At 66.4% G+C, this 23,890-nt stretch carries 25 protein-coding genes; 4 read left to right on the top strand and 21 right to left on the bottom strand.

Annotated elements, in window-relative coordinates:
* Nucleotides 1-43: 43 nt before the first annotated feature.
* Nucleotides 44-577, top strand: coding sequence for an anthrone oxygenase family protein (locus MRBLAR12_RS15750; RefSeq protein WP_364747011.1), 534 nt, complete (start codon nucleotides 44-46; stop codon nucleotides 575-577).
* A gap of 50 nt (nucleotides 578-627) precedes the next feature.
* On the opposite strand, the gene MRBLAR12_RS15745 is transcribed toward MRBLAR12_RS15750, so the two are convergent.
* Together MRBLAR12_RS15745 and MRBLAR12_RS15740 are read right to left on the bottom strand one after the other, a co-directional pair.
* On the bottom strand, nucleotides 628-852 hold the full coding sequence (locus MRBLAR12_RS15745) for a hypothetical protein (RefSeq protein ID WP_229993479.1): 225 nt from the start codon (nucleotides 850-852) through the stop codon (nucleotides 628-630).
* Nucleotides 849-2,288 (bottom strand): glycosyltransferase family 2 protein, encoded by a 1,440-nt coding sequence (locus MRBLAR12_RS15740; protein ID WP_364747009.1) that lies wholly within the window; start codon nucleotides 2,286-2,288, stop codon nucleotides 849-851. The genes MRBLAR12_RS15745 and MRBLAR12_RS15740 overlap by 4 nt, the downstream gene beginning before the upstream one ends.
* A 187-nt stretch (nucleotides 2,289-2,475) precedes the next feature.
* Between MRBLAR12_RS15740 and MRBLAR12_RS15735 the strand changes: the two genes are divergently transcribed.
* A complete protein-coding gene (locus MRBLAR12_RS15735) occupies nucleotides 2,476-5,661 on the top strand; it encodes a bifunctional cytochrome P450/NADPH--P450 reductase (RefSeq protein WP_364747007.1) in 3,186 nt (1,061 codons plus the stop codon).
* A gap of 48 nt (nucleotides 5,662-5,709) precedes the next feature.
* Here the strand turns inward: MRBLAR12_RS15735 and MRBLAR12_RS15730 are convergent, their stop codons facing one another.
* The 4 genes from MRBLAR12_RS15730 to MRBLAR12_RS15715 all read right to left on the bottom strand — a co-directional run bounded on the left by MRBLAR12_RS15730 (nucleotide 5,710) and on the right by MRBLAR12_RS15715 (nucleotide 10,099).
* A complete protein-coding gene (locus MRBLAR12_RS15730) occupies nucleotides 5,710-6,489 on the bottom strand; it encodes an enoyl-CoA hydratase (RefSeq protein WP_364747006.1) in 780 nt (259 codons plus the stop codon).
* 73 nt (nucleotides 6,490-6,562) lie between these two features.
* Complete coding sequence (gene mmsB, locus MRBLAR12_RS15725) at nucleotides 6,563-7,507, bottom strand: 3-hydroxyisobutyrate dehydrogenase (RefSeq protein ID WP_364747004.1); 945 nt, start codon at nucleotides 7,505-7,507, stop codon at nucleotides 6,563-6,565.
* Nucleotides 7,500-8,600, bottom strand: coding sequence for an enoyl-CoA hydratase/isomerase family protein (locus MRBLAR12_RS15720; RefSeq protein ID WP_364747002.1), 1,101 nt, complete (start codon nucleotides 8,598-8,600; stop codon nucleotides 7,500-7,502). Before MRBLAR12_RS15720 ends, mmsB begins: the two co-directional genes overlap by 8 nt.
* A complete protein-coding gene (locus tag MRBLAR12_RS15715) occupies nucleotides 8,600-10,099 on the bottom strand; it encodes a CoA-acylating methylmalonate-semialdehyde dehydrogenase (protein WP_364747000.1) in 1,500 nt (499 codons plus the stop codon). The genes MRBLAR12_RS15720 and MRBLAR12_RS15715 overlap by 1 nt, the downstream gene beginning before the upstream one ends.
* Nucleotides 10,100-10,230: 131 nt before the next feature.
* Here MRBLAR12_RS15715 and MRBLAR12_RS15710 point away from each other — a divergent pair, with 131 nt between their 5' ends.
* Complete coding sequence (locus tag MRBLAR12_RS15710; protein ID WP_364746998.1) at nucleotides 10,231-11,037, top strand: exodeoxyribonuclease III; 807 nt, start codon at nucleotides 10,231-10,233, stop codon at nucleotides 11,035-11,037.
* A gap of 30 nt (nucleotides 11,038-11,067) precedes the next feature.
* Nucleotides 11,068-11,985 (top strand): hypothetical protein, encoded by a 918-nt coding sequence (locus tag MRBLAR12_RS15705; protein ID WP_229993471.1) that lies wholly within the window; start codon nucleotides 11,068-11,070, stop codon nucleotides 11,983-11,985.
* A 71-nt stretch (nucleotides 11,986-12,056) separates the two neighbouring features.
* Here MRBLAR12_RS15705 and MRBLAR12_RS15700 read toward each other — a convergent pair whose 3' ends face one another.
* The 15 genes from MRBLAR12_RS15700 to MRBLAR12_RS15630 form a co-directional block, all read right to left on the bottom strand.
* Nucleotides 12,057-13,124, bottom strand: coding sequence for a LacI family DNA-binding transcriptional regulator (locus MRBLAR12_RS15700; RefSeq protein ID WP_364746996.1), 1,068 nt, complete (start codon nucleotides 13,122-13,124; stop codon nucleotides 12,057-12,059).
* A gap of 102 nt (nucleotides 13,125-13,226) precedes the next feature.
* The gene (locus tag MRBLAR12_RS15695; RefSeq protein ID WP_229993469.1) at nucleotides 13,227-13,481 is read right to left on the bottom strand and encodes a hypothetical protein; all 255 of its coding nucleotides are present in this window, start codon (nucleotides 13,479-13,481) and stop codon (nucleotides 13,227-13,229) included.
* A 10-nt stretch (nucleotides 13,482-13,491) separates the two neighbouring features.
* A complete protein-coding gene (locus MRBLAR12_RS15690) occupies nucleotides 13,492-14,391 on the bottom strand; it encodes a carbohydrate ABC transporter permease (protein ID WP_364746994.1) in 900 nt (299 codons plus the stop codon).
* Nucleotides 14,388-15,425, bottom strand: coding sequence for a carbohydrate ABC transporter permease (locus MRBLAR12_RS15685; RefSeq protein ID WP_364746992.1), 1,038 nt, complete (start codon nucleotides 15,423-15,425; stop codon nucleotides 14,388-14,390). Before MRBLAR12_RS15685 ends, MRBLAR12_RS15690 begins: the two co-directional genes overlap by 4 nt.
* A gap of 7 nt (nucleotides 15,426-15,432) precedes the next feature.
* Nucleotides 15,433-16,716: an ABC transporter substrate-binding protein gene (locus tag MRBLAR12_RS15680; RefSeq protein WP_229993466.1), complete on the bottom strand. Its 1,284-nt coding sequence runs from the start codon at nucleotides 16,714-16,716 to the stop codon at nucleotides 15,433-15,435.
* Nucleotides 16,717-16,865: 149 nt separating this feature from the next.
* A complete protein-coding gene (locus MRBLAR12_RS15675) occupies nucleotides 16,866-17,477 on the bottom strand; it encodes a hypothetical protein (protein ID WP_229993465.1) in 612 nt (203 codons plus the stop codon).
* A complete protein-coding gene (locus MRBLAR12_RS15670) occupies nucleotides 17,474-18,133 on the bottom strand; it encodes a hypothetical protein (RefSeq protein WP_414645517.1) in 660 nt (219 codons plus the stop codon). Before MRBLAR12_RS15670 ends, MRBLAR12_RS15675 begins: the two co-directional genes overlap by 4 nt.
* Nucleotides 18,130-18,513, bottom strand: coding sequence for a hypothetical protein (locus tag MRBLAR12_RS15665; RefSeq protein ID WP_229993464.1), 384 nt, complete (start codon nucleotides 18,511-18,513; stop codon nucleotides 18,130-18,132). Before MRBLAR12_RS15665 ends, MRBLAR12_RS15670 begins: the two co-directional genes overlap by 4 nt.
* Nucleotides 18,510-18,701 (bottom strand): hypothetical protein, encoded by a 192-nt coding sequence (locus MRBLAR12_RS15660; RefSeq protein ID WP_229993463.1) that lies wholly within the window; start codon nucleotides 18,699-18,701, stop codon nucleotides 18,510-18,512. The genes MRBLAR12_RS15665 and MRBLAR12_RS15660 overlap by 4 nt, the downstream gene beginning before the upstream one ends.
* Nucleotides 18,698-19,231 (bottom strand): Asp23/Gls24 family envelope stress response protein, encoded by a 534-nt coding sequence (locus MRBLAR12_RS15655; protein ID WP_364746989.1) that lies wholly within the window; start codon nucleotides 19,229-19,231, stop codon nucleotides 18,698-18,700. The genes MRBLAR12_RS15660 and MRBLAR12_RS15655 overlap by 4 nt, the downstream gene beginning before the upstream one ends.
* A gap of 203 nt (nucleotides 19,232-19,434) precedes the next feature.
* Nucleotides 19,435-19,893, bottom strand: coding sequence for a hypothetical protein (locus MRBLAR12_RS15650; RefSeq protein ID WP_229993461.1), 459 nt, complete (start codon nucleotides 19,891-19,893; stop codon nucleotides 19,435-19,437).
* 310 nt (nucleotides 19,894-20,203) lie between these two features.
* A complete protein-coding gene (locus MRBLAR12_RS15645; protein ID WP_290369352.1) occupies nucleotides 20,204-20,338 on the bottom strand; it encodes a hypothetical protein in 135 nt (44 codons plus the stop codon).
* 287 nt (nucleotides 20,339-20,625) lie between these two features.
* On the bottom strand, nucleotides 20,626-22,134 hold the full coding sequence (locus MRBLAR12_RS15640) for a tripartite tricarboxylate transporter permease (protein ID WP_229993460.1): 1,509 nt from the start codon (nucleotides 22,132-22,134) through the stop codon (nucleotides 20,626-20,628).
* Entirely contained in the window at nucleotides 22,134-22,781 is a 648-nt protein-coding gene (locus MRBLAR12_RS15635; RefSeq protein ID WP_229993459.1) for a tripartite tricarboxylate transporter TctB family protein, read from the bottom strand. Before MRBLAR12_RS15635 ends, MRBLAR12_RS15640 begins: the two co-directional genes overlap by 1 nt.
* Nucleotides 22,778-23,758 carry a Bug family tripartite tricarboxylate transporter substrate binding protein gene (locus MRBLAR12_RS15630; protein ID WP_229993458.1) on the bottom strand — a complete coding sequence of 327 codons (981 nt, stop codon included), beginning with the start codon at nucleotides 23,756-23,758 and terminating at the stop codon, nucleotides 22,778-22,780. Before MRBLAR12_RS15630 ends, MRBLAR12_RS15635 begins: the two co-directional genes overlap by 4 nt.
* Between the last annotated feature and the right edge of the window lie 132 nt (nucleotides 23,759-23,890).

Below are 23,890 nucleotides of genomic sequence, written 5' to 3'. Positions count from 1 at the left end.
CTAATGCCCCCGGCATCTGGAATGCACCAGCGGGGGCACCGGCATGAGCGGAATCGTCGAGACCGCTGCGTGCGCAGTGGCCGCGGTCGGAGCCGGAGCCGCCGGAGGCGTCTACCTCGCGTTCTCGGCCATGGTCATGCCGGCACTGAACTCCCGCCCTGCGGGCGAGGCAGTTGCCACGATGCAGCGGATAAATGAGATGGCAGTGCGTCCGCCGTTCATGACCGTGTTCTTTGGTGGAGCGCTGGCCTCCGCGGTGGTGGCGGTTTCCTCCATTACCGCAGGGACGGTGGCGCAGGAGGGCCCGCTGCGGGTGGCCGGGGCGGGCCTTGCCCTGGCCGGTGTCGCCGTCACGATTGGATTCAACGTGCCCCGCAACAACGCCCTGGCCGGTGTCGCCGTCACGATTGGATTCAACGTGCCCCGCAACAACGCCCTGGCCCGGATCGACGCCGCTGGAGCAGGCGCGGCGGACTCCTGGCGGACGTTCGAGCGGGCCTGGAACCGGGCCAACACCGTGCGATGCGCATTGTCGATCGCTGGCGCGGCAGCCCTGGCCGCTTCGCTGGCCCGGTGATGCCGCGGCTTCCCGGGCACGTTCACGGCAGGCCCGCCTGGTGGAAATCCTCAGCGGGGCGCGTCGGGGTGGATGCTCCGGGTTTCGCCGCGTTCATGCGGGGGCCGGAGCCAGCCGGGACGGTGGACCTTTGGCAGCACTTTGGTCACCGCCAGGGCCGCGTACATGACCGTATTGATGGCAACAAACGTCGCCAGGATGGCGAACCACTCCGAGTTCAGGAGCGCTTGCGGGAAGAGAACCCCCGTGGGGACGGGCACGCCGGTGAGGCTCATGCGGACTCCTTGACGGCCTCGGCGGCGTTGGTGCGGGTGACGTGTTTCCAGTTCGCGGTCCGGCCCAGCGAAATGTCGATGATGCCCTTGATGTAGACGACGTTCAGGAACATGTCGAAAAAGAGTTCGGGGAAGAGGGTGAGGGCCAAAATCCTGGCCCGCCAGCCGCCCTTCCAGACGGTGGCGACGCGTTCGATCATGAACACCCCGCCAAGTCCCAGCCAGAACGGGAACCAGATCCACACGTCCAGGGAGAACATCATGAGGAAGATCAGCAGCAGGTAGGCGCTGAGGGCAATCACGCCATAACCGATGCCGAGCTGCTGCACCCAGTAGCGCATCGTCTGGGACGTGACCCCGTACGCGCCAATGTTCTCCAGCGCTCCCCGCTGCCATCGCAGCCGCTGCGCCCACAGCGTGGACCAAGTGGGCATGAGTTCGGTAACCACGGTGCATGCCGTCGGTGAAATCATCAGGGCGCCAAGCGACTTGAGCGCTATGGTCAGTTCGTTGTCCTCAGTCAGCGCCGCGGTATCGTACACGTCGCCCTTCGTCCCGGGAAGCGAATCGCCCCGCTGCTCGGCGATGGTGCGCAGGGCGACCGGGCGAAAAAGCGACGCGGTCCCGGTCAGGACGAAAACCCTCCCCCGCCGGCGCTTGATTTCCCGGCCGTAGCGGAGGTACTCGTTGCGTTGGAACTGGCCGAGTACGCCGTGGCCTTCCTCCCCGTAGAACAGGCCGCCCACCGCCATCAGGGCGCGGTCGTCCACGAAGCGGTTCACGGCCGCGCCGAGGAAGCCGTCATCGAGCTGGGTGTCGGCGTCCATCACCATCACTACGTCGTTGGCACCGAGCCTGGGAAGGATTTGCTTGAGCACCTGGTTCAGGGCGCCGGCCTTCTTTTTCGTGTTGTCGACCGACTCATAGAGCTCGACGCCGGCGTCGCGGGCGATCTCCACGGTGCTGTCGGTGCAATTGTCCGCCACCACGATGATTCGTTCGGGGCTGTGGGACTGCGCCCGCAGGGAGGCGATCGTGGAGGGCAGTGAGACTTCCTCGTTGTGGGCCGGGATGAGCACGGTGACGGTAACAGGGCCCGCATAGACTCCGCGGGTGGCTCCCATCACGATCTTCGGTGCCAGCGGAGCGATCCGAACGTTCGCCGACCGCCGCGACCGGGTGGTGATCCGGCGCTCCAGCAGGGCGACGCCGGCGGCCAGCAGCACGGCGAGCGCGACCGCCGCGCCCAGGATCCGGGCTCCGGGCGCGTTCGTGCTGTAGAGCACGTTCCACACCCCCAGGATGAACCCGTGCGGCTCCCCTTCGGCTTGTGCGCGTCCCCCCGCGGCGACGGCGGCCCACAGGATCGCCGCCGCGGTGCCGGCGATTACTGCGATGACCAGACCTACAGTCCGGTGAAGTTGTCCTCTGCCCACCGTTGGGATAGTAGCAGGGAATCATTGGCACCACCTGTCACATGAGAATCACCCGCCCCGCCTTGATGGGTGCCTATTTTGCCCGGAATCTGACGGGAGTATCGTGGTTCGGAGCCGGACGGTGCCGTCCGGCCAGGCAGCAATTAGTGCTCACAGAGCGTCGATTGGCGATCGCCTAGGAGGGGCCATGACTTCGCCCAGCATCCCCATACCGCAGCCTCCCACGAAGCCGGTGGTCGGCAATTTGGCCGACATCGACTCCAGCAAGGGAATCCTGGGAATAGTCGAGGTGGCCGAGCGGTACGGCCCCATTGTCCGCATCCAGTTCTTCAACCGCAGCATCATCGCCATCTCGTCCCAGCAGCTCGTCAACGAAGTCTGCGACGAGTCCCGGTTCGGCAAGGTACTGGGCGTTTCCCTGCGGCAGGTGCGGGATTTCATCGGCGACGGACTGTTCACCGCACGAACAGAAGAACCAAACTGGCAAAAAGCGCACCGGATCCTGATGCCGGCGTTCGGGCCGGCGGCGCTGAAGCGGATGTTCAACGGCATGGACGACATCGCCGAGCAGTTGCTGCTGAAGTGGGAGCGACTCGGCCCCGCGGCCCGGATCGATGTACCGGACAACACCACCCGGCTGACCCTGGACACCATTGCCCTGTGCTCGTTCAGCTACCGTTTCAACAGCCTCTACCGGGAAGACATGCATCCCTTCGTCGGGGCCATGGTCCGCGGCCTGGTCGAATCCGGGGACCGGGCGCGCAGGCTCCCGGTCCAGAACAAGATCATGCTGCGCAAACGCCACCAGCTCGAGGAAGACCATGCCCTGATGTTCGAGGTCGCCGACCAGATGATCAGCGACCGGCGGCGCAACCCCAGCCCGGCTGGCAGCGAGGACATCCTGGACACCATGCTCAATGCGGCGGACCCGGTGACCGGCGAGCGGTTGAGCGAGGAAAACGTCCGCTACCAGATGGTTACCTTCCTGGTGGCCGGGCATGAGACCACCAGCGGCCTGCTGTCCTTTGCGCTCTACGAACTGCTGCGCCATCCGGATGTCCTGGCCAAGGCTCGCGCCCAGGTGGACGAGGTCCTCGGCACCGAGAGCGCCCGGTTCGAGCACCTGCCCCGGCTGGGGTACCTGGACCAGATCCTCAAGGAGACACTCCGGCTGTGGCCCACCGCCCCGGCCTTCAACGTCGCCCCGTTTGAGGACACCACGCTTGGCGGCCGCTACGAGGTCCCGGCAGGCCAGCCCATTATGGTCCTGATCCCGCAGCTGCACCGGGACAAGGCGGCCTGGGGCGAGGACGCCGGGATCTTCGATCCGGACCGATTCTCACCTGTTCGGGCCGCAGAAATCCCTGCCAATGCCTGGAAGCCCTTCGGCAACGGGCAGCGCTCCTGCATCGGCCGGGGATTTGCCCTGCAGGAGGCCATGCTGTTCCTGGCCAAGCTCCTGCAGCGCTTCGAGGTCACGGCGGCGGATCCGGGCTATGAACTTCAGATCAAGCACACGCTGACGATGAAGCCTGAGGGGCTGTTCATCCACGTGCGCAGGCGGGACGTCACGATCGCAGCCGGACCCCCGGCCGCCGTCGAACAAGCCGCGCAGGCTGAAGCGGCAGCGGCGGCGGCGGCCGCCGCGCCCAACGGCGTCCCGATCCGTGTGCTCTACGGTTCCAACGCAGGCACGTCCAAGGACTTCGCCCAGCGCATCGCCAACGACGCCGGACGGCGCGGCTACAGCCCCACCATCGGTCCGCTCGACGAGGCGGCCGGCGGGCTGCCGACGGGGGGCCTCGTCACCGTCGTAACGTCCTCCTACGAGGGACAGCCGCCGGACAACGCCCGAAAGTTCGTGGCCTGGACCGAAGGCCTGCAGCCGGGCAGCCTCGCCGGGGTGCGGTACACGGTCTTCGGCAACGGCAACAAGGACTGGGCGCGAACGTACCAGGAGGTGCCCAAGGCCATCGACGCCCGGTTCGAGGCTGCCGGCGCGACACGGATCTATGCCCGCGGCGAAGCCAACGCCCGCGGCGACTTCTTCGGCGATTTTGACGAGTGGTACGCGGGGTTCTGGCCCGCGGTGGACGCCGCCCTGGGGCAGAGGACCAGCCCGCCGACCGCGCAGCCCCAGCTGGAACTCCAGTTCATCGGCAACGTCCGGGATCCGCTGCTGCGCCAGAACGGGCTGGCACTCGGTACCGTCGTCGCGAACCGGGAACTGGTCGATCTGGCCAAGCCCGGCGCCCGGTCCAAGCGGCATGTCGAGATCGCACTGCCCGAGGGAATGAGCTACCGGACCGGGGACTACCTGGCCGTGCTGCCGCTGAACCCCAGCGCCCTCGTGCAGCGCGCACTGGCCCATTTCAACCTCGACTACGACTCGCACGTCCAGCTGAGCATGGAGCGCGGGGACACTTTCCTGCCCACCAGTGCGCCTGTGGCCGTGGGCGAACTGTTGAGCAGCTACGTGGAACTCGCGGTCCCCGCCACCCGCACCCAGCTCGAGGACCTGGCTGATGTCGCGGCGGATCCTGCCCACCGCGCCGAACTTGAGGCCCTGGCCCAGGACCGGGGGCGGTACGCGGCCGAGATTCTCGACAAGCGGGTCTCCCTCCTGGATCTGCTGGAGACGTATCCGTCATGCCAGCTCTCGTTCACCTCGTTCCTGCAACTGCTGACACAGCTGACCCCCCGGCGGTACTCCATCTCCTCGTCCCCGCTCTGGAGCCCCGACCACGCGACCCTGACCTTCGCCGTCATCGAGGCTCCGGCGTGGTCGGGCCGCGGCGTCTTCGAAGGGGCCTCTTCCACCTACCTCGCCCAGGCCAGGCCCGGGTCAAGGGTGGCGGTTACTGTCCGGCCCTCGAACGCGGCTTTCCACCCGCCACCGTCCCTGGAAGTCCCGCTCATCATGGTCTGTGCAGGGACCGGGCTGGCACCCTTCCGCGGATTCGTCCAGGACCGGGCGCTGCGGGCCGAAGCCGAGGACACGACGCCGGCGCCTGCCCTGCTGTTCTTCGGCTGCCGGGCCCCGGACACCGACTTCCTCTACCGCGCGGAACTTGCGTCGTGGGCCGAGCAGGCCAACCTCGATCTGCGGCCGGTCTTTTCCACCGCCCCCGAAGACGGCCTGAAATATGTCCAGGACCGGCTTTGGGCAGACCGGGCCGACGTCGTCGAGCTGGTCCGGCAGGGCGCCACGGTCTACGTCTGCGGCGACGGCAAGAACATGGCGCCGCAGGTCCGGGACACTTGCGCCCTCATCTACCAGGAAGCGACAGGTGCCTCCAAGGAGGAGGCCGAGGCGTGGATGGATGAAGTTGAACGCACGCATGGCAGGTACGTGGCCGACATCTTCACGTGATGCCGACGTACCGGCTTTTGGCGCCGCCGCGCCCTCGCCGGCAGCTAACTAGCGGTGGTTGAACTCCGGCTGCCGCTTCTCCGTGAAGGCTGCCATGCCTTCCTTCTGGTCCTCGGTGGCGAACAGCGAGTGGAACACGCGCCGTTCAAACAGCACGCCCTGGGCAAGCCCGGTCTCAAACGCCGCGTTCACTGCTTCCTTGGCCACCATCGCCACGGGCTTGGATTTGGAGGCGATCACCTCGGCAGCCTTCAGCGCTTCCTCGACGACGTCCGCGGCCGGGACCACACGGGACACCAGGCCCGCGCGTTCGGCCTCCTCGGCGTCCATGAAACGGCCGGTCAGGATCATGTCCATCGCCTTGGACTTGCCCACAGCGCGGGTCAGGCGCTGCGAGCCGCCCATGCCGGGGAGCACGCCGAGGTTGATCTCCGGCTGGCCGAACTTGGCATTGTCCCCGGCGATGATGAAATCGCACATCATCGCCAGCTCGCAGCCCCCGCCCAGCGCGAAGCCGGACACGGCTGCCACGACGGGTATGCGGAGCCGGGTGAAGTCCTCCCAGCCGCGGAACCAGTCCGCCGCGTACATGTCCATGTAGCCCTTGGACTGCATTTCCTTGATGTCCGCGCCGGCGGCGAAGGCCTTCGCGGAACCGGTAACCACCACGGCACCGACCGCCGGGTCCGCGTCCATCCCGGTGACGGCCTTCACCAGCTCGTCCATCGTTGCCTTGTTCAGGGCGTTGAGGGCGGCAGGCCGGTTGAGCGTCACGAGGCCCACGCGGCCGCGGCGCTCCACCAGGATGTTCGCGTACTGTTCCGTCATGAGTGGTCCCCTTCGGTGGTGCTCGTCTGGTGCTGGTTCTGGTTCTGTTTCTGCGTGTGGCTTCGGTCCGGGACTAATCCCCGGCCGTGCCGGCTTCTGATTTGTCCCGGATGTCGGTGATGATGCCGGAGAAGTCCCGGCCGGCACCGCCTTCCGCGGCAAAGGTATCGTAAATTTCGGCGGCGAGCGGGCCGAGACGGGCCGCGACGCCGGTGCTCTGGAGCGCGTTCAGGGCCAGGTTGAGGTCCTTGGCCATGAGCGCCCCGGCGAAGCCGGGCTGGTAGTCCCGGTTGGCGGGGCTCGTCGGGACCGGTCCGGGCACGGGGCAATTGGTGGTCAGCGCCCAGCACTGTCCCGAGGCGGCGGAGGCGACGTCGAACAGTGCCTGGTGGGTCAGCCCGAGTTTCTCGCCAAGCACAAAGGCCTCGCTGACAGCGATCATCGAGACGCCCAGGATCATGTTGTTGCAGATCTTGGCCGCCTGGCCGGCACCGTGCGCGCCGCAGTGGACCACGCGCTTGCCCATGACTTCCAGCTGAGGTTTGACGGCTTCGAAGTCCTCGGGGAGGGCACCGACCATGAACGTGAGCGTGCCGGCCTCTGCCCCCACCACGCCTCCGGATACGGGGGCGTCGACGGCACGGTGTCCGGCCGCGACCGCGAGTTCGGCGGCCTCGCGGGCCTCGTCCACGTTGATCGTGGAACAGTCCAGGAACATGGTGTCCGGGGCGGCCAGTTCAAGCAGGCCGGGCGCACCGCCGGTCCCGCGGTAGGCATCGAGGAGGTGCTTGCCGCTGGGCAGCATGGTCAGCACGACGGCGGCGCCCGCCGCCGCCTCGGCTGCCGTCCCGGCGGTTGGAATGCCGTGCTCCCGTGCGGCGTCCAGGGCCGCCGGCACCACGTCGAAGCCGGTCACCCGATAGCCGGCCTTGACCAGGTTGACGGCCATCGGGCCGCCCATGTGCCCCAAGCCCAGGAAGGCGATGGTGCCGGTAACAGAGGCTCCTGCTTCAGACATTGTTCTTCTCCATGTTCTTCTCCTTCGGAGAAAGCGTCAGTTCGCGCCCGCCCAGCGGGGCGAAGTAGGCCGCGACGTCCGCTTCGGTGACCTCCGCGAGAGTGGCGGGCTTCCAGCGGGGATTGCGGTCCTTGTCCACCACCTGGGCGCGGATCCCTTCGCGGAAGTCCGGCCCGGCGAGGAAGCGCAGGCCCACGCGGTACTCCTGCTCCAGTGCCTGCTCCAGGCCCAGTCCGCGGACGCGGCGCAGGGACTCCAGTGCCACTTTCACCGCCGTCGGCGACTTGGCCTCGATAGTGTCCGCGGCGCCAGCGGCCTCCCCGCCCACCGTGCGCAGCCGGCGCAGGATCTCCTCGGCGTCGTCGCTGGAGTAGCAGGCGTCAATCCAATCCTGCTGTCCGGCGAGGACTGACTGCGGAGCCGGTTCGGCGAACCGGGCGACGGCGGCTTCCACCGCCTCGGTCTCGAGTGCCACCGCCAGTTCAGCCAGGGCGGCGGAGGGCACAAAGCAGTCGGCGAGACCCAGGAACAGCGCGTCCGCGCCGCTCAGGTGGGCGCCGGCCAGGGCCGCATGCGTGCCGGCCTCCCCCGGCGAGCCGGAGAGCAGCAGCGTGCCGCCGACGTCGGGCACGAACCCGATCGTCGTTTCGGGCATTCCAGTGCGCGTGCGTTCGGTGACGATCCGCACGGAGCCGTGAGCCGAGATCCCCACGCCGCCACCCAGGACCAGCCCGTCCATGAACACCACGTACGGCTTGGGGTATTCAGAAATGAGCAGGTTCAGCCGGTACTCGTCGGCCCAGAAGTCCGCGGTGGCGTCCCCGCCGTCGAGCATGTCCCGGTAGATGGCGACGATGTCGCCGCCGGCGCAGAGGCCCCGGTCGCCGGCGCCGCGGACCAGCACCGCGGCGATCGCGTCGTCGTCGGCCCAGAGCGTGAGCTGTTCCAGCATCGCGGCGGCCATCGCGGCCGTCAGGGCGTTGACGGCCGCGGGCCGGTTGAGGGTCACGACGCCCAGACGGCCGCGCCGTTCAAACAGGACTTCCTCGCTCAAGGCCTCGCCGGCCGCTTCCTGCGCAGCCTCCGCCCCCATCAGCTGCCTTCCGGCATGACGAAGCTGGCGCCCTGGCGGATGCCGGATGGCCAGCGGCTGGTGACCGTCTTGGTCTTCGTGTAGAAGCGGAAGGCGTCGGCCCCGTGCTGGTTGAGGTCGCCGAATCCGGAGGCCTTCCAGCCGCCGAAGGTGTAGTACGCGATCGGCACGGGGATGGGGACGTTGATGCCCACCATGCCCACCTGGACCCGGCTGGCGAAGTCGCGGGCGGCGTCGCCGTCGCGGGTGAAGATGGCCACGCCGTTGCCGAACTCGTGTTCGCTGCAGAGCCGGAGGGCTTCGTCGTAATCTTCGGCGCGGAGCACGCTGAGGACCGGGCCGAAGATCTCCTCTTTGTAGATCTTCATGTCCTTCGTGACATTGTCGAACAGCGTGGGACCGACCCAGAAGCCGCCGTCATAGCCTTCCACCTTCAGGCCGCGGCCGTCGGTCACGAGGCTGGCTCCTTCCTCGACGCCGGAGGCGATGTAGCCTTCGATCCGCTCCTTCGCGGAGGCCGCCACAACCGGGCCGAAGTCGGAATCCTTGGCCAGGCTATGGCCGACCTTGAGGCCGGCGATCCGCGCCTGCAGCTTCTCCACGAGGACATCCGCGGTCTTCCGGCCGACCGGAACGGCTACCGAGATCGCCATGCAGCGCTCGCCAGCGGAGCCGAAGCCGGCCCCAATCAGGGCGTCCGCTGCCATGTCCATGTCCGCGTCGGGCATGATCACCATGTGGTTCTTGGCGCCGCCGAAGCACTGGGCGCGCTTGCCGTTCGCTGCGGCGGTGGCGTAGATGTACTGGGCAATGGGTGTGGAGCCGACGAACCCGATGGCCTGAACCCGGGGATCCTCCAGCAGCGCATCCACGGCCTCCTTGTCCCCGTTGACCACGTTGAAGACGCCGTCGGGGAGGCCCGCCTCGGTGAAGAGCTCGGCCAGGCGCAGCGGCACGGAGGGGTCACGCTCGGAGGGCTTGAGGATGAAGGCGTTGCCGGCGGCCAGCGCCGGCCCGGACTTCCAGAGCGGAATCATGGCCGGGAAGTTGAACGGCGTGATGCCGGCAACGACGCCGAGGGGCTGGCGCATCGAGTGCACGTCGACGCCGGTTCCGGCGTTGTCCGAGAACTCGCCCTTGAGCAGATGCGGGGCACCGGCGGAAAACTCGACCACTTCGATGCCGCGCTGGATGTCACCCTTGGCATCGAGGAAGGTCTTGCCGTGCTCGGAGGACAGCAGGGTCGCGAGCTCGTCCATGTGCTCGTTGACCAGGTCCACGAACTTGAGCAGGATCCGGCCGCGGCGCTGCGGGTTCATCGCGGCCCATTCCACCTGCCCCTTTTCCGCGCTGGCAATCACATTGCGCACTTCCTCTGCGCTGGCCAGCGGCAGCCGGGCCTGGACCTCGCCGGTGCAGGGATCAAACACATCGCTGAACCGGCCGGAGGTGCCGTCCACCCGCTGCCCGTCAATGTAATGGGATAGTTCTCGAACCATGACCGAATGCTCCTTTGCATGTGACCTAGATCATCTCTGCAGCCGAATATACTCGGACTTCCTACTAATTTCCAGAGGACAGAATCCGCTGGCGGCTTCGTCCGGGGGCCAAGTTCGGTAAGTTAGGGACTGTGAAGATAGCTACCTGGAATGTGAATTCGCTCCGCGCCCGCGCCGACCGCGTGGAGGCCTGGCTTCAGCGCACGGACTGTGACGTCCTGGCCATCCAGGAAACCAAGTGCAAGGACGAGAACTTCCCCTGGGAGCTCTTCGAGAGCATGGGCTACGAGGTGGCACACTTCGGCCTGAGCCAGTGGAACGGCGTCGCGATCGCCTCCCGCGTGGGACTGGACGACGTCGAACGCACCTTCCTGGACCAGCCTGTGTTCGGCAAGAACGGCAAGGACGCCGTGCAGGAGGCCCGCGCCATCGGCGCCACGTGCGGCGGTGTCCGGGTCTGGAGCCTCTACGTCCCCAACGGCCGCGCCCTCGACGACGAACACATGCCCTACAAACTCAACTGGCTGGACATCCTGAAAACCCACGCGGGCACCTGGGTAAAGGAGGACCCCGAGGCGCAGATTGCGCTGATGGGCGATTTCAATATCGCACCCCAGGATGACGACGTCTGGGACATCGACTACTTCCGCGCCGAGCGCCTCACGCACGTCAGCGAGCCCGAGCGGGCCGCCTTCCACGCCTTTGAGGAGGCCGGCTTCCAGGATGTGGTCCGCCCGCACACCCCGGGACCTGGCGTCTACACCTATTGGGATTACACGCAGCTCCGCTTCCCGAAAAAGGAAGGAATGCGGATCGACTTCATTCTTGCCTCCCCGGCCCTGGCGGCACGGGTCACCGGTGCGATGATCGACCGCGAAGAGCGCAAGGGCAAGGGCGCCTCAGACCACGCCCCGGTGCTTGCGGAACTGGCGGACTAATGGCTGCCGCCCAGGAAGCGTCGTGATCCAATGACGGGGAACATTTACCATGGACAGGCCGGACTGCCGTTCTCTTCCGCGCTCCGGATCTATGAGCCCCTCGAGGCGTTCCCCGAGAAGCAGCAGGAAACCCTGCGGGCCGCCGGCGCCGGGCAGGCGTCCCGCGCTGCTGTGGAGAACGCCGAGCTCCTGGCGTCCCTCGGCCGCATCACCCGGTCCGACGGGGACCCGTTTCCCACCGGCCGGACCGACCTCGTCCGCGTTGTCCCGGCCCCGGCACGGCGGGCGCCGTCCGGCGCAGCGCACAACGACGCCGAGTCCGGTCCCGGGACTTCCGCCGCACCCCAGGCGGACCGGCTGCTGTACTGCCCCAGCCAGATGGTCCTCCGCGCCGGGCTGGCCGCCAATGCCCTGATGGAAGGCATCCACGGGCCCCTGGCCCAGCTCCTGATCCCGGAAGAACAGCGGGACAAGCACCAGGAACGCATTGATGAGGTGCGGGCCCACGATGGCCTGAGCCGGGTCCATACCCGGGCGTCCACGTGGGGCATTCCCTTCAGCTGGTTCTGCCTCTTCCAGGAATCGGATCCGACCGACGTCGTCGAATCCGAGGGCCACATCGTGACGGTCCGCATCCGTGCGGGCATCGGCAAGGCACTGGAGCGCGTGAGCTACGCGGTGGCGCACCTGGCCCTCGCCGCACCTGATCTCGACATGCTCGAGGACCTGACCCAGCTCACGGAATGGCTTGAGCTCTTCCACCCGGATTCGGCCGTGGAACTCGACTACGGCGGAGTGGCCGACAAGGTCTATCCGGACGATTCGCCCCTGGACGTGCGCCTCGGCATCGAGTGCCTGGCGGAGGGCGACATGACCGGCGCCGCCGCGGCCTACCGCCGGCTGGCCTCACGCTGGGTGCCGATCCGCCAGCTGGCCCGCGCTTCCTAGGCCTCACCGGCCCGCAACCCCCTGCGGCGGGCGCGGGACGGCTGACACAGCTGATCCGCCGAACACCGTCGCTAGCGGAGCCGAGCGGACTTAGGCAGCGGCGGCGCCGTCGTGGTCCGCACAATCAGCCGGTGCGGCGCCACGGCGGACTGAACGGCCCCGGCAATTCCGTCGAGCTCGTCCAGCAGCATCTTGGTGCCGAGTTCGGCTTGCAGGTCCGGCCGCTGCCCGACCGTGGTGAGCCCCATGGCCTCGGCGAAGTCGTGGTCATCGATGCCGATGACCGACAAATCCTCCGGGACGCGCACACCGGCCTTGCTCGCCTCGAAGATGACGCCCATGGCCATCTCATCCGAGGCGCAGAAGATTGCTGTGGGCTTGGACCCGTCGGCGGCCCAGAGACGCCGGAACGCCTCCTGGCCGCTGCGAACGGTGAAGTCCCCCCACACGTCCCATTCGGCCCGGGCGGGCAGCCGGGCCTCGCGCATGATGTCGTGGAAGGCCTGGATCCGGACCCTGGGGACGTCGAAGTTGAGGTCGGTTTCGTCATCGCCGTGCAGGAGCGCGATGTCGGTGTGGCCCAGCCCGATCAGGTGGCGGACTGCGGTCGCGGCCGCGGCGTAGTCGTCAATGCCAATGTAGGGACACTCCTCGACATGGCCGCCCACCACCACCAGCGGGATATCGATCTTCTGGAGATGCTCGATTTCCTCGTGGGTGAGCGCCATACAGAGGACCAGCAGTGCGTCGATCTGCTTGTAGACCATGGTCTTGCTGAAGAGCCGCTCACGGTTGCTGCCGTGGCCGCCGAGGTTGAAGAGGGAAAGGTTGTACTGACGGGAGTGCAGTTCCCGGTCGGCGCCCTCGATGGCCTTGGAGAAGAACCAGCGGCTGACGAACGGTGCCAGCACCCCAATGGTCTTGGTCCGGCCCGTCGCCAGGCCCGACGCCGAGGACGAGGCGACGTAGCCCAGGGATTCGGCAATGCCGAGGATCTTCTCCCGCGTTGCCGGGGAAACGCGGGGCAAACCGCGGACGGCCCGGGATACGGTGGCCGTGGATACGCCGGCAGCGGCGGCAACATCCTCAATGCTGACGCCGGAGTGGCCGCCGCGCTGCGCCCTTTCTGTCCGTGCCACTTGTGTCCCCTTGTTGACGGTCCGCGGAAGCCGGTCGGCTGCCCGCAGACGTGTTGCACCCGCCTCGCCGCGGCGGATAAATAGGCCTGGCCCCTGGGCTGCCTAGGCGCGCCGGCTGGCGGTCCGGCGCGGCAAGCGCCGGCGCAGCCGGATCATGCCGTAGAGGGCCAGCAGCATGGCGAGCAGACCCAGGGCCCAGAAGAGGGCCGGCTGGGCGGTCACCTCCATCCAGACGGTGACCACCAGCAGCACTACGGCCCAGAAGCCCAGGAACCCGATAATGATGTCGAAGTCCTCGCCGGAACGCACCTTTCGACGCGTCGCCGGCACGTGGCCCTGGTTCTGCTCGTCAGTCATGGCGCCGCAGTCACTTAACCGCGCCGGCGGTGAGGCCCGCAACGATCTTACGCTGGAACACGAGCACCAGGATGACCAAGGGAATGGTCACAATGGTGCCTGCGGCCATGATCGCGGTGTACGGGATCTGGTTCGGCTGCGCACCGGCGAAGCTGGCAATGGCCACGGTGACCGGCTGCGTTGCGTCGGACGAGAGCTGGCTGGCGATCAGGAATTCATTCCACGAGGAGATGAACGCCAGGATGGCGGTCGTGAAGATGGCCGGGGCGGCCAGCGGCATGATCACCTTCCGGAACGCCTGTCCCTGGGTGCAGCCGTCGACGCGCGCCGATTCCTCGAGCTCCCACGGCATTTCGCGGAAGAAGGAGGTCATGGTGTAGACGGTCAGCGGCAGCACGAACGAGATGTTCGGGATGATCAGGGCCTGGTAGGTGCCCATCCAGCCGATGTTCGTGAAGAGCTGGAACAGCGGGGTGATGAGGGCGACGCCGGGGAACATGGAGGCCCCCAGGATGAAGCCCAGCACGAGGTACTTGAACTTGAAGTTCAGGCGGGCCAGGGCATAGGCGGCAAACACGCCAATCACCAGCGAAACCAGGGTGACCACGGTGCCGATGAACAAGCTGTTGAGCAGTGCCTGGCCGAAGTGGTTGCCGAAGGACGTGTCGAATGCCGTCCTGAAGTTGTCCAGCGTCACGTGGGTCGGCAGGATCGAAGTGTCGTAGGTGTAGCCGACGTCGCGGAACGCCGTCACCACCATCCAGTAAGCCGGAGCGAGGCACCAGAAAAGGATCACGACCGCACTGATGTAGGTGCGTCCCTGAGCCCACTTCTCGCGGTTCTGCGCGGCCTTCCGGCCCTTGTCCTGTTGTGCGCGCAGCTCGGTTGCGGCGCTCGTCGCGGCGGTCATTTCTTCCCCTTACCTGCGCCGGTCTGCTGCTCCACGACGTTCGCTCCAAGGAAGCGTACGAAGATGAAAGCCACCAGAAAGATGATGATGAATGTGATGGTGGACAAGGCTGCCGCCGCGTTGAAGCCCTGCCTGATCTGGTTGATCACCAGGATGGACAGCGTGGTGGTGTTGTTCGCTCCGCCGGTCAGGATGTACGGGAGGTCGAACATGCGCAGTGCGTCCAGGGTGCGGAACAGGATGGCCACCATGAGCGCCGGTTTCACCAGCGGCAGGGTGATCATGCGGAACCGCTGCCAGGCTGAGGCGCCGTCGACCTTGGCTGCCTCGTACACTTCCGCGGGTATCATCTGCAGGCCGGCGAGAATCAGCAGCGCCATGAAGGGAGTGGTCTTCCAGACGTCCGCGATGATCACGGCCCACCTGGCAGGCCATTCGCTGCCGGTCCACAGGACGGTGGTGTTGAAGAGTTTGTTGCCGATGCCTTCGAAGGCGAAGATGAACAGCCACAGCTTGGCCGTAACGGCGGTGGGGATGGCCCACGGCACCAGGACGGCTGCACGGACCAGGCTGCGGCCCTTGAAGGCCCGTGCCATGATGACGGCCATCCAGAAGCCGAGCACTGTCTCCAGGGCCACCGTGACGATGGTGAAGAAGAAGGTGGTGCCGGTGGCGGACCAGAACTGCGCGCCGAGGGTTCCCGGCGGGCAGTCCACGGTTCCGCCGTCCGGAGCCGGGCATTGCTGGAAGATCCAGTTGTAGTAGTTCGAGAAGCCGGCCGGGCCGCCCTCGACGAAGAGCCCCGTGGCGGGGTCCAGACCGGCATCCTTCTGGAATGACATCACAATGGCGGTGATGATCGGGTACACGATCACTACTGACAATGCGAGGATAGTCGGCGCCAGGAGCCAGGCTGCCCAGCGCCCCTGCGTCGCGATGCGGTTGTCCTCCCCAACACCCTTGGGTGCGTGGTGGATCGGTGCCCCGCCCGACGCCGGTGCCTTGACCGACGTCGGGCCTACTTCAGTTGCCATGATGGACCTACTGTCCCGCGCTAGCGGACTCGATGGACTTCTGCATGTCAGACAGGGCCGCGTCTACGGTCTTCTCGCCCTTGATGGCCGAGTACGCGTTTTCCTGGATGGCCTTGGTGACGGCCGGGTAGAACGGGGTGACCGGACGGGGCACGGCGTTCTCGATCGAGGTCTTCAGGACCGGCAGGTACGGCAGCTTGGCGACGAGCTCCTGGTCATCGTAGAGCTTGCCGAGCACCGGGGCGAGCGAACCCTGCGTGGCGAAGAACTTCTGGGTTTCTTCCGTGGTGAGGAACTTCAGGAAGTCCACTGCGGTGGCCTTGTTCTTCGAGTAGACGCTGATCGCGGCGCTGTGGCCGCCCAGGGACGAGGCGCCCGGGCCTTCCTTGCCGGGGAGGGCGGTCATGCCCAGGACGTCCTTGACCTTGGAGGATCCTTCGGTGGTGGCCAGGTTGTAGACGTAGGGCCAGTTGCGCAGGAACAGCAGCTTGCCGTCCTGGAACGCCTGGCGGCTTTCCTCTTCCTGGAAGGTGATGGCTTCCTTCGGGATCTCGCCGTCTGCGTAGGCCTTGGTCAGGTTGGCCATGCCAGCCTTTGCTTCCGCGGTGAGCAGGTTGGGCTTGCCATTCTCGTCCAGCACGGCTCCGCCGGCGGAGTTAATCGCCTCGGAGGCGTTGACGGTCAGTCCCTCGTACTTCTTGAACTGGCCGGAGTAGCAGCCGATGTTGTTGGTCTTGGCGATGGAGCACATGCCCATCATCTCGTCCCAGGTTTTCGGGGGCGTGGGGACCAGGTCCTTGCGGTAGTACAGGATGCCGCCGTCGGAAGATTCCGGTGCCGCGTACAGCGTGCCTTTGTAGGAGGCGGCCTCGACGGTCGGCTTCAGCATGGCCGAGGTATCCAGCGCCATCTTGTCCTTGAGCGGCTGCAGCCAGCCCTTGGCGGCAAATTCGGCGGTCCAGACGACGTCGACGCTCGCAACGTCGTAGCCGGGGTCCTTGGCCTGGAAGTGCTGGACGAGGTCGTCGTGCTGCTGGTCCGCCTGGTCGGTCTGCTCCTTGAAGGTGACCTTCTCGTTCGGGTGGGCAGCGTTCCACTTCTCGATCAGCGGGCGGACCACGTTGCTGTTGTCCTTGCCCTGGACGTAAGTGATGGGGCCGCGTCCATCCAGGCCCTGCGAGGCGGCGTCGCTGCCGCTGGTAGTGCCGCCACCTCCGCCGCCACACGCCGAAAGGGTGATGGCCAAAATGCCTGCCGTGGCGGCGGGAAGTAGGAAATTGCGGGTTTTCATACTGGAGTGCTCCTCGCTGAGTACCGGTGAAAAACGGCCGTACTGATGGTGTGCCGACCATCACAGTAATCAACACGTCATGCAGAATGCAAGCGTTTACATGAAACCTTTATGCAAAGGAGATTCCGTGGCCCCGTCGGGGAGCCGCCTCAGCGGACCCGCTCGGCACGGCCAAACCGCGACCGTGCCCCGGATCCGATGTGGATCAGGACGGGGGTGCGCTTGCCGATCACGGCGTCGAGCGCCTCTACCAATGAAGAAACCTCGGAGGCAAGCGCCTGCGGGGCGACGCCCTGTCGGGGCTCCACCCGGATCTTGAGGGCCGGCTCCCCCTTGATCTCGTAGGCGGTTACCGAGACTCCGGTCAGGTCGGGCCGATCCGCAAGGGCCGCGCGGATCGTCTGCTCCGCCACGCCGCCGCCGATTCCGACGTTGCCCGGCACGTCGCCCGGGTCCTCCTCGGCCACGATCAGGCTGGTCCGGCCCTTGCCCTGCTGGGCAATCCAGGCGACCATCAGGCCAAGCACCACCACCAGCACAAAGCAGATGACGAGCCACAGCCAGCTCTCCTGGCGGCGGGGGAACTGCGTCCGTTCGAACAAATCGAGCCAGAAGTTCAGGACGCCGCCCGCCCAGTCATGCCACCACACGCCGACGGCGGGGACGCTCGCCAGCAGCACCACAAGCACGCCAATGGCTAGAAGCTTGATGCCAAGGATGCCGATCAGGATGCGGTTCAGGACCCTGGGAGTGTTGTTCATGCCCCCACCACCCCTGCCGTGGAGACCTGGATCCGCACTTCCGGCATGGGCCAGGGGCCCATTTCCTGCAGCTCACGCCGCACAGCGTCCAGGACGGCGTCCGGGCGCAGCGGCACACCGGAGGTCGGCCGGACGTTGACCATGACCCGGTTCCGCGACACGACCACCATCACCTGTTCCTGAGTCACGTTGGCGGCCAGCCGGGCTCGGCGCGCCAGGGCCGCGGCGATCACCTCATCGTCAACCACGACGGCGGCCCGGCGGTCCGGGAGCAGGTGGCGCGCCCGCCGTCCGGGCAGCACGGCGTTGAGGAAGAAAAACAATCCGGCTATGGCGATCACGACGCCTATGACGAGCAGTAGAAGCGGGCCGATTCCGGCCGGGAGCGCGACCACCCGCTCGGCCGCGGTCTGCGGATCCACGAGCCACGGCGGCTGCCCGACCGCACGGACCGCAGTTTCAAGCAGCGCGTAACCGCACACGGCCATGACCAGGGCGGCGGCCAGCACGGAGACGACGGCCCGCGATGAGTGCGTCTCCCGTTTCAGAATCCGGTCCATGCCCGCGGCACCGGAGCCCAGGGGTTCGCTCCCCGCCACCGCATCTGCCTCGTACGGGCCGGAGCCGATACCGGTGTTTTGGGTGTCCTGGCTCAACGCACCCGACCTCCCCCGCGCACGGTGGCCCCGCTGATGCGGATGTCCACCCGGCTCAGCTGCGCGCCGGTCAGTTCGGTCACGCGTCGCAGGATCTGGGCTTTGGCGGCGACGGCACGCTCCCAGATGGAACCGCCGAAGCCGGCGACGCGGCCGGGATCCCGGAGAACCACCCTGAGATTCGGGACCGCGACGGGCATGACGAGCGAGAGCGCGAGCAGCCCGTCATCGTCCGACCACTCGGCGCGCACATCGTGCGCCGGCACACCGAGGGCCTCACCCGCGGCGGCCCTCGCCACACTCGTCAGGGCCTGTGTGCTGATGCGGTTATGCCCGGCCATTGCGGCGCCGCGGATCGGCGTTTCAGCCGTCATGTTCATGAGGAGGAACGCCGGCCCGTGAGGGCGTCAAACACGCTGCGCAGGTCCAGCTTCCCGTCTGCGGCCCGGCCCAGGAGAGCGCCGATGCCCATGAAGAACAGGGCACCGAGGAAGCCCCAGACGCCGAACTGGAAGGACATGAAAGCCACAAAGGCCCCCATGGCGATTCCCACTACCGTCAGACTCATTGGATTGCCTCCCTGACCGGACGGGCCTCGGCGGACGGGGCCGGTTTGGCCGGGCCGGGCACATAAACGTCATTGATCTCGATATTTACCTCGATCACCTCGAGCCCCACCAGTTCCTCGACGGCGGAGTAGACGGCGGTGCGGATCTGGTCCGCGAGGGCATGCAAGGGGGTACCGTACACCGCGACGAGATCGATGTCCACGGCCACCTGGGTTTCGCCGACTTCCACGCGGACGCCCGCTGCGTGATCGGCGCTGCCGACGGCGTCGCGGATCGCCCCCAGGGCGCGTGACGGCCCTGATCCCAACGAGTAGACCCCTGGTACCGATCGGGCGGCGATGCCCGCGACCTTGGCGATTGCGGCTTCCGATATAACCGTGCGGCCGGTGCCCGCCGGCACGGACAGACCTGCACCGGGCAGCCCGGCAACGGGACCCGAAACGGGCTGACCGGCAACGGGCTGACCGGCCGCGGGAACGGGCTGACCGGCCGCGGGACCGGCAACGGGTTGAGAATTCTGGTATTCCATAACGCACTCCCCCTTCTCTTTGACACAACCCTAGTCCCTGCCTTGGGCCGCGCGGGGGAATCTTGCCGCGCCCGTTCCCACGGCCGGCGCAGGTGCGGGCCGTGGGAACCGGCGAAGTGCGTCGGGGAGCAGGACTGGCGTCCGCTGGTCAGCTGCGGGACGTCAGCCGGGAGTCGATGCGGGCGGTGGCCTGATCTGACTCCCTACTTGCAGTTGGTGGCGATCCAGGTTGTTACGGGTGCCATGGCGGCCTGGAGCTTGCCGCTGGAGAAGACGGTCTGGTCGGTGACGCCCGCGACGGCCACTTCCTTGAGGTTGGCGAAATCGGCCTTCAGGCTGTCAGGAACGCGCTCGGCCGTCTCGGCCAGGTCGGCTTTGAACTGTTCCAGCTCCGCCGTCTTGCCTTGGGCGGCCGAGAGGGGAAGGAGCGTGGCGCCGGTGGCCTGCTCCGAGATCTTGGTGCAGGCCTCGCCGGCGCTGGCGAAACCGCCGAACGGCCCGGAGGTCTTGCTGGGGCTCGGCGTGCCTGAGGCTGAAGCAGTGGACGGGCCCGCGGCGGACGACGGCGCGCTGCCGGCCTGGGGTGCCGAGCAGCCGGCGAGGGCGAGGGCTGCGAGGAGGGTGGCGGCGGTGAGAGGACGGGCAATATTCTTCGAAATCACGTTGCAGAATCACTTTTCGGTTGAGATTGCGCCGCCTGCCCGGACCGGGCTTCCGACGGCCTTGGTGTTCTTTCCCCAGCGTGCGAGTCTAGCCCGGCCAGCGGCCCGGCCCCCAACCGGTCGCCGCCGTCGGCCCCCGTCGATGCGGCCGTCCGTCTCCCTGTCGATTGCTCCGTAACTGCCCTTTTGACCCTTCAGAAGGGCCGTTACGGAGCGATCGATGGTGTTAAAGAAGAAAAGCACCAGTTCTCAATGAACTGATGCTTCCCAGTGGTGGCTCCGACCGGCGTCGATCCGGTGACCTTTCGATTCATTTGGTCAGCGAATCCAGCCCGGCCGCAGCCTTGAAGAAATCGTCATCGAACAGTGCGCCGTAGGTGTTGATCGTCGTCGTACCGTCCTTGTGACCGGCAATACGCTGCACATGCTTGACGTTCTTGGTCACGGACAGATACAGGCTGACGGCGGTGGCCTCAGGTCATGGAACACCGGCGGCCGGAAGTCCATGTCCCCAAATTCGAGCACGATACCGGCGGACCGAAGCAGCAAATCGCGCCTGGTGGTTTGTAGCGGAAACGGTCGTATTTGAAGCGGCCGGAACCCGGTTTACTTGAACTGAGGACAGATGGTCGGCTTGCGGTTTTGTCAGTCCGAAAGATGACAGGCCCCTGGCTTCTCGATTGTCCGTGCGGGCAATCGAGAGGCCAGGGGCCTCGTTTGCGGCTCAGGTGACTAGACCTTCCGGCTGGCCCGGTGGCGGAGGTGCTGGACGGCGCTGAGAGCGAGGGCGGCGGCCAGGACCAGGTAGAGAGTGATGGTGATGGGGCTGTCGATCAGGATGCCCAGGTTGCCCTCGGAGACTGCCAGTGCACGGCGGAGTTCAGTCTCGGCCATCGGGCCGAGGATCACTGCGATCAGAACGGGTGCCAGCGGGATGTTGTAGCGGCGCATCAGGAATCCGACGAGCCCTATGGCGATCAGTAGCCACAGATCAAGCACTGCGGAGCTCACCGCGTATACGCCGAGCATGGAGAAGACGGTGATGCCGGCGTAGAGGTAGTGCTTGGGGATGCTGAGCAGCTTTGCCCAGACGGAGGCGAACGGGATGTTGATCATCACGAGGATGACCAGGCCGATGAACAGTGAGGCCAGCAGGGCCCAGACCAGGTCACCGCTTCGTTCGAAGAGCAGCGGGCCTGGCTGCATGCCGTATTGCTGGAATGCTGCAAGCATGATCGCGGCCGTGGCCGACGTTGGCAACCCCAGTGCGAGCAGGGCGCCCATGGCGGTGCCGGCCGTTGCGTTGGCTGCGGCTTCCGGGGCTGCGAGGCCGTGGATAGAGCCGGTGGTGCCGAAATCCGGATCGTTCCGGCGCTTGGCCAGTTGTTTTTCGGTTCCGTAGGCCAGGAATGTGGGGACTTCTGCGCCGCCGGCGGGGATCAGCCCGAAGGGGGCGCCGAAGGCGGTGCCGCGCAGCCAGGCCGGGAGGGCCTTTTTGAAGTCTGCGAGGTTCAGCCTCGCCCGGCCCTTCGTTTCGATCCGGGTGGCGATCGGGTCGCGGTGGATGCGGGATGCGATGTGGAAGACCTCGCCGAGTGCCAGGAGCCCGACGGTGATGACGATGACGGAGATTCCGTCGAAGAGCTGGGGCATGCCGAGGGTGAAGCGGGCGGTGCCGCTGGGGCCGTCAATGCCGACGAGGGCCAGGGCGAGGCCGATTCCGAGGGCCGCGATGCCGCGGATCACGGATTCGGAGACGACGGCGGAGATGGCGAGGAAGGCGAACACTGCCAGGGCGAAGTACTCGGCCGGGCCGAAGACCGTGGCCATTTTGACCAGTGTGGGGGCGAAGAAGACCACCAGGGTGGTGGCGATTAGGCCGCCGATGAAGGCTCCGATGGCGCAGGTGGCAAGCGCTTTGGCCGCCTGTCCGCTTTTGGCCATCCGGTGTCCCTCGAACGTGGACGCGATGGCCGAGGAGTGGCCGGGGGTGTTGAGCAGGATTCCTGAGGTGGAGTCGCCGAAGAGGCCGCCGAAGTAGATGCCGGCGAACATGATGAATGCCGCGGTCGGTTCCAGTGAAAAAGTCACCGGGAGCAGCAGCGCCACGGCCATGGCGGAGCCGAGCCCCGGCAGGACGCCGACGGCGGTGCCGAGGAGTGCGCCGATTAGCACCCAGAGGAGGTTGATGGGGGTCAGGGCGCTGGCGAAGCCACCCATGAGGAGTTCGAGTTGTTCCATTAGAGGATCCCTCCTATGAAGCCGGAAGGCAGGCTGAGGCCCAGCCCGGCGCCGAAGGCCAGTTGAATGATTGAGGAGAAGAGCAGGCCCACGCCGATGTCGAAGAATCGTCGGTGGCTGCCGAGGGCGTAGGCAACAACCCAGAACAGTATCGTCGCGCTGATGATCCAGCCCAGCGGTTCCAGCAGCGCGACGAAGGCCACGACCCCGGCCAGCATCAGGCCGACCGTCCGCCAGTCCGAGTACGTCTTCCAGGTTTTGGCTGGGGTTTTGGATGGCGCATCGTCAAACGCTTCGGCTTCTTCCTTCCCCAGGTGACCGAGGTCGTGCAGCATGTCCGCCGAGAACTGTCCGTGTCCGGGGTGGATGGAATTGTCAGGGATCTGCGGTGAGCGGAGGATCTGGATGGCCAGGAGGGTCGCCACCAGATACAGCAGGATGCACACGATGATGGGGAAGAACTGCGGTCCGGGGGATGATTTGCCCTGCACATGCATGGTCACGGTGCCGATGGTGAGGAGGATGGCCACTGCATAAAGCACGGCGACGACAACGAATTCGCTGCGGCCTGTCCCAAAGCGGCGCTTCGGTTTACCGTGCGGCTCCAGGGCGGATCCTGCTTCTGGCTGGTTCTGGGTGATGCTCATAGGCCGAGGTCCTTTACGATTTCTTGGGCCGTTGCAACTTCGTTGTTGATGAACTGTTCGAATTCTTCGCCCGTGGTGAAGGTGTCCGTCCAGTCGTTGCGCTTCAGCGCTTCCTGCCAGTGGTCGGTGCTGCGCATCTCGGTGACGATCTTGATGAACTCCGCTTTCGCCTCATCGGTGATGCCTGGCGCGGCCACAAATCCTCGCCAGTTGGACATCGCCGCGTCTACGCCCTGCTCCTTGAAGGTGGGAACGTCTACGCCTTCCAGCCGCTCTTCCGAAGAGATGGCCAGGGCGCGCAGTGTTCCGGCCTCGATCTGGTCGCTGACTTCGTTGTAGCCGGACATGCCGGCGGACGTGGTGTGGGACAGGAGCGAGGTCAGGGCCTCACCGCCGCCGGAGTAGGCGATGTAGTTCACTTCCTGAGGATCGATGCCGACCGTTTTGGCGACCATGGCGCTCAGAAGATGGTCGATCGAGCCCAGGGATCCGCCGCCGATTGAGGTTCCGCCGGGGTTTTGCTTCCATGCGGCCAGGAAATCGTCGAGGGTCTTGAACTCAGAGTCAGCCGGGACCACCAGCGCCGCGTAGTCATCGGCCAGCCGGGCGATGGGAACAACGTCAGCCATGGACTCCGGGTTGTCTCCGAGTTCGATGGCCCCCACCATCACACCACCGGTCGCCAGGAGGGCGTCTTCGCGCCCGGGCATCTGGACAAACTGGCTCAGGCCGATGGTCCCGCCGGCTCCGGGCACGTTGACCACCTGAGCGTTATTGACCACGCCGCCGCTCTTGAGCGCCTGCTGCCCTTCACGGGCAAATCCGTCCCAGCCGCCACCAGGTGCTGCCGGGGCGATCAGGGTGAGCTTGTTCCGGGCCGTGCTCGTTCCACCGGCCGTGCCGGCATTGATGAACGCCAGCGTGGCCACGACGGCCACGACCAGGCCGAACACGGCATTGCGTAGGGGATTTTTCATGGTTCTCGTTCCGTAACGACGTTGTTGGGCGGTGCGAAAGTACTCTGCTGGGGCCTTGGCCTCAGCCGCATCCCGGTGATCCAAGACTCTCAGAGCACTCAGGGATACTGTTGTACACAATGAAATACAGTT

This window comes from Arthrobacter sp. LAR12-1-1.1, from assembly GCF_040676555.1.
Classification (GTDB): Bacteria; Actinomycetota; Actinomycetes; order Actinomycetales; family Micrococcaceae; genus Arthrobacter.
The sequence above is the reverse complement of the archived record's forward strand: the minus strand, read 5'-3'. Positions and strand labels throughout refer to the sequence as shown.

What these genes read in the sequence shown, in the direction of transcription:
- MRBLAR12_RS15675 (WP_229993465.1), bottom strand. Translation starts at nt 17,477, where the DNA reads ATGAACAACACTCCCAGGGTCCTGAACCGCATCCTGATCGGCATCCTT.
- MRBLAR12_RS15750 (WP_364747011.1), top strand. Translation starts at nt 44, where the DNA reads ATGAGCGGAATCGTCGAGACCGCTGCGTGCGCAGTGGCCGCGGTCGGA.
- MRBLAR12_RS15685 (WP_364746992.1), bottom strand. Translation starts at nt 15,425, where the DNA reads ATGGCAACTGAAGTAGGCCCGACGTCGGTCAAGGCACCGGCGTCGGGC.
- MRBLAR12_RS15665 (WP_229993464.1), bottom strand. Translation starts at nt 18,513, where the DNA reads ATGAACATGACGGCTGAAACGCCGATCCGCGGCGCCGCAATGGCCGGG.
- MRBLAR12_RS15720 (WP_364747002.1), bottom strand. Translation starts at nt 8,600, where the DNA reads ATGGGGGCGGAGGCTGCGCAGGAAGCGGCCGGCGAGGCCTTGAGCGAG.
- MRBLAR12_RS15695 (WP_229993469.1), bottom strand. Translation starts at nt 13,481, where the DNA reads ATGACTGACGAGCAGAACCAGGGCCACGTGCCGGCGACGCGTCGAAAG.
- MRBLAR12_RS15745 (WP_229993479.1), bottom strand. Translation starts at nt 852, where the DNA reads ATGAGCCTCACCGGCGTGCCCGTCCCCACGGGGGTTCTCTTCCCGCAA.
- MRBLAR12_RS15705 (WP_229993471.1), top strand. Translation starts at nt 11,068, where the DNA reads ATGACGGGGAACATTTACCATGGACAGGCCGGACTGCCGTTCTCTTCC.
- MRBLAR12_RS15735 (WP_364747007.1), top strand. Translation starts at nt 2,476, where the DNA reads ATGACTTCGCCCAGCATCCCCATACCGCAGCCTCCCACGAAGCCGGTG.
- MRBLAR12_RS15640 (WP_229993460.1), bottom strand. Translation starts at nt 22,134, where the DNA reads ATGGAACAACTCGAACTCCTCATGGGTGGCTTCGCCAGCGCCCTGACC.
- MRBLAR12_RS15715 (WP_364747000.1), bottom strand. Translation starts at nt 10,099, where the DNA reads ATGGTTCGAGAACTATCCCATTACATTGACGGGCAGCGGGTGGACGGC.
- MRBLAR12_RS15690 (WP_364746994.1), bottom strand. Translation starts at nt 14,391, where the DNA reads ATGACCGCCGCGACGAGCGCCGCAACCGAGCTGCGCGCACAACAGGAC.
- mmsB (WP_364747004.1), bottom strand. Translation starts at nt 7,507, where the DNA reads ATGTCTGAAGCAGGAGCCTCTGTTACCGGCACCATCGCCTTCCTGGGC.
- MRBLAR12_RS15635 (WP_229993459.1), bottom strand. Translation starts at nt 22,781, where the DNA reads ATGAGCATCACCCAGAACCAGCCAGAAGCAGGATCCGCCCTGGAGCCG.
- MRBLAR12_RS15655 (WP_364746989.1), bottom strand. Translation starts at nt 19,231, where the DNA reads ATGGAATACCAGAATTCTCAACCCGTTGCCGGTCCCGCGGCCGGTCAG.
- MRBLAR12_RS15730 (WP_364747006.1), bottom strand. Translation starts at nt 6,489, where the DNA reads ATGACGGAACAGTACGCGAACATCCTGGTGGAGCGCCGCGGCCGCGTG.
- MRBLAR12_RS15680 (WP_229993466.1), bottom strand. Translation starts at nt 16,716, where the DNA reads ATGAAAACCCGCAATTTCCTACTTCCCGCCGCCACGGCAGGCATTTTG.
- MRBLAR12_RS15630 (WP_229993458.1), bottom strand. Translation starts at nt 23,758, where the DNA reads ATGAAAAATCCCCTACGCAATGCCGTGTTCGGCCTGGTCGTGGCCGTC.
- MRBLAR12_RS15660 (WP_229993463.1), bottom strand. Translation starts at nt 18,701, where the DNA reads ATGAGTCTGACGGTAGTGGGAATCGCCATGGGGGCCTTTGTGGCTTTC.